General features: G+C 60.1%; 3 protein-coding genes. 1 reads left to right on the top strand and 2 read right to left on the bottom strand.

Going from position 1 to position 3,453, the window contains the following annotated elements; all coding sequences use genetic code 11:
- The coding region (locus tag ACPYOJ_RS34055) for a putative bifunctional diguanylate cyclase/phosphodiesterase (RefSeq protein ID WP_481420180.1) at window positions 1-1,747 on the top strand (1,747 nt) is incomplete at its 5' end.
- Window positions 1,748-1,750: 3 nt separating this feature from the next.
- Here ACPYOJ_RS34055 and ACPYOJ_RS34050 read toward each other — a convergent pair.
- Together ACPYOJ_RS34050 and ACPYOJ_RS34045 are read right to left on the bottom strand one after the other, a co-directional pair.
- On the bottom strand, window positions 1,751-2,767 hold the full coding sequence (locus ACPYOJ_RS34050) for an NAD-dependent epimerase (protein ID WP_481420179.1): 1,017 nt from the start codon (window positions 2,765-2,767) through the stop codon (window positions 1,751-1,753).
- A gap of 3 nt (window positions 2,768-2,770) precedes the next feature.
- Window positions 2,771-3,453, bottom strand: a 683-nt coding sequence (locus ACPYOJ_RS34045; RefSeq protein WP_481420178.1) for a UDP-glucose dehydrogenase family protein, incomplete at its 5' end; no start/stop codon positions are given.

Below are 3,453 nucleotides of genomic sequence, written 5' to 3'. Positions count from 1 at the left end.
TCTCCTGAGGCGCCTCGAGCTCGCGCTCGACGCGTCGCAGATCGGCGTTTGGGACCATAATGTGCGCACCAATGAGATTTTCTGGGACGCGCAGATGCACCGGCTCTACCAGACCGGCCTGAGCATGCGGGTCATTCCGGCATCACTCTGGATGGACGCCATTCATCCGGAAGACCTACGGCGGGCAGTGGATGAGTTCGACGAGGCGGTTGCCCGGCGCGGTCCTTACAATTCCGAATTCCGCATCATTTTGCCGAATGGTGAAATCCGGCATTTGCGTTCGCGCGGCCATTTTTACGTCAGCGAGGAGGGCACTCCCTCCTTCATCGGCGCCGAATGGGACGTCACGGCTGACGTGCTGCTGAATGCCGAGGTGGAGCGTCAGCGGCAGGTTGCTGAAGCGAACGCAAGGGCGCTCGAAGAAAGCAATGCGCGCATCGAATATGCATCCGAGCACGACTACCTGACCGGGCTGCCCAACCGGCGCCTGTTTGATAACCGGCTCGCTGCCCTGCAGGCCGACAAGTCGATCTCGACGCTCGCGGTCCTTCATCTTGATCTCGATCAGTTCAGGCAGATCAATGACAGCTATGGTCATGCGGCTGGCGACGGCGTGCTGCGTGCGGCAGCACTGCGGATCACCGCCGCCATCCCAGCAAATAGCATGGCTGCGCGCGTCGGCGGCGACGAGTTCGTGATCCTGCTGTGGAATTTCGGAACGGTCGAAGCGCTCAGGCGCATTGCGGCGGATGTCCAGCAGCGCCTGCGCAAGAAGATACGCTTCGGTCACGAATTGCTGCAATCTGGCGCCACGGTCGGCGTATCATGGAGTGCTGGCCGGCGAACGCGTAATCTGTTCGCGGAATCCGATCTGGCGCTTTATCAGGCCAAGAAATCCGGGTTGAACCGCATAGAATTCTTTTCCCGGCAGCTGCAGGATGACTTGCTGAGCAAACGCCACCTCGCCGAGGAGTTAAAGCGCGGGCTGGAGCGCGGCGAGATCATTCCTTACTACCAGATGCAGTTCGACGCCAAGACGCGTGAGATTTCAGGTCTTGAAGCGCTTGCCCGCTGGCTTCACCCGGAAAAAGGCCTGCTATCACCCGCCGTATTCATGAATGTTGCGGCTGGAAGTGACCTTTTGGCCGATATCGATGCCGCAATCCTGAAAAGGGCTCTGGAAGATCGCAAATACTGGCTGCGCCGGGGGGCGGTTGTTCCACGTATAGCGGTGAATATCTCCGGCCCGCGGCTCTTCGACCCGACGCTACTGGATAGCCTTCGGGCAATGGAAATTCCTCCCGGGCAATTTGCTTTCGAGCTGGTGGAGACGATTTTTCTCGATGACCCCGACGACAGATTGCTGCGCAACATCGATCAAATCAAGCAGATGGGCATCGACATCGAGATCGATGATTTCGGTTCGGGGCATGCCTCGCTGATCGGTCTGGCGCGGCTGCGCCCGAAGCGGCTGAAGCTCGACCGCCAGCTGGTGATCGATGTCGTCGAATCCGAGGAGCAGTACCGAATCGTCAGTTCGATCATCGACATTGCGAAGGCGCTCAATGTCGGCGTGATCGCGGAGGGCGTCGAGACCGAGGGGCATGCTGAAGCATTGGCCCGGCTTGGCTGCGACACGCTCCAAGGCTTTGCGCTCGGCTCTCCGGTTTCTGCGGTGGAGATCGACCAGCTTATTTCGCCGGCGAGCCGGATCGAGGTCAAACCAGGCGCGGCAGGACGGCTCTAGCGATTACGGCTCCAGCTCGCGGCGGGCTTCCAGATACCATTCCACAAAGGCTCTGACGCCGGTTTCCAGCGTCGTGTCCGGCTTGTAACCGGTCAGGGCGGCAAGTAGGTCCGGGCTGGCGAAGGTGCGCGGCACATCGCCCTTCTGCATCGGCAGCATCTTGCGCTGCGCCGGCTTCGCGAGCGCCTTTTCGACCGTCTCGACGAAGTCCATCAGGCTGACAGGCTGACCGCCGCCGATGTTGACGATGCGGAACGGTGCCTGATGCGACAACGTCTCGACCTTCTCGTCGGCAACGCGGTTCTCCTCCGAGGGCGCAACGCCGGAAAGCCGGACGATCGCTTCCACGAGGTCGTCGATATAGGTGAAATCGCGGCTCATCTTGCCTTCACCGTAGATTTCGATCGGCTGATCCTCCAGCATACTCTTCACGAACTTGAAGAGCGCCATGTCCGGGCGGCCCCAGGGACCATAGACCGTGAAGAAGCGGAAGGCGGTGGTCGGCACGTTGTAGAGATGCGCGTAGCTGTGCGCCATCAGTTCCATCGACTTCTTCGTCGCGGCATAGATGGTCAAAGGCTCATCGGCCCTATCCGTCTCGCGGAAGGGAACGGACGGATTCGCACCATAGATCGACGATGTCGAGGCCAGCATCAGATGCTGTACCTTGTGGCGCTCTGAAAGCTCAAGGATGTTCCACGAGCCTTCGACATTCGAGCTGAGATAGGCACGCGGATTTTCGAGGCTGTAACGAACCCCGGCCTGGGCGGCGAGGTGGATCAGGATATCCGGCTTTGCCGCGCTGACCGCATCCGCGAGGGCCTTTTGATCTTCAAGCATGGCGATGACCGGCTTGAAGGCGGGGAACTGCGCCAGAGCTGCGTGCCGCATGTGCTTCAGCTTGACATTGTAATAGGGCGTCAGGCCGTCGAAACCGGTGACGCGATGCCCGTCCTGCAACAGGCGCCGCGCAAGGTGAAAGCCGATGAAGCCTGCGGTGCCTGTTATGAAATAGTGCATTCTCTATCTCTTCTCGGTCTTCTTCCCGACGGCGAAGTAGCTGAAGCCATGACGGGTGATTTCGCCGACGGGATAGATATTGCGCAGATCCACGACGACAGGGTTCTTCATCGTCGTCTTCAGGCGCTTGAAGTCGAGGGCGCGGAATTCATCCCATTCCGTAACGATCACGATCGCGTCGGCGCTTTCAGCGATCTCGTATGGATCCTTGCCATAGGTGACCGGACCGAGCATTTCCTTGGCGGCTTCCATGCCTTCCGGATCATAGGCATGAACCGTGGCCCCACCGTCGAGCAAGGCTTGAACGATGGTGATCGACGGCGCATCGCGCATGTCATCGGTGTTCGGCTTGAAGGTCAGGCCGAGGACGGCGATCTTCTTGCCGCGGACGCTGCCGTCGCAAGCGGCGATGACCTTGCGGCCCATAGCCCGCTTGCGGTTGTCGTTGATCGCGACGGTGGTTTCGATCAGGCGCATCGGGCTGTCGTAGTCCTGAGCGGTCTTGACGAGCGCAAGCGTGTCCTTCGGAAAGCACGAGCCGCCGTAGCCGGGACCGGCATGCAGGAACTTGTCGCCGATGCGCTTGTCCATGCCGATGCCCTTGGCAACCTTCTGCACGTCCGCACCGATCTGTTCGCAAAGGTCGGCGATCTCGTTGATGAAGGTGATCTTCATGGCGAGGAAGG

The organism is Rhizobium sp. SVR5-9E (genome assembly GCF_056755095.1).
The sequence above is the reverse complement of the archived record's forward strand: the minus strand, read 5'-3'. Positions and strand labels throughout refer to the sequence as shown.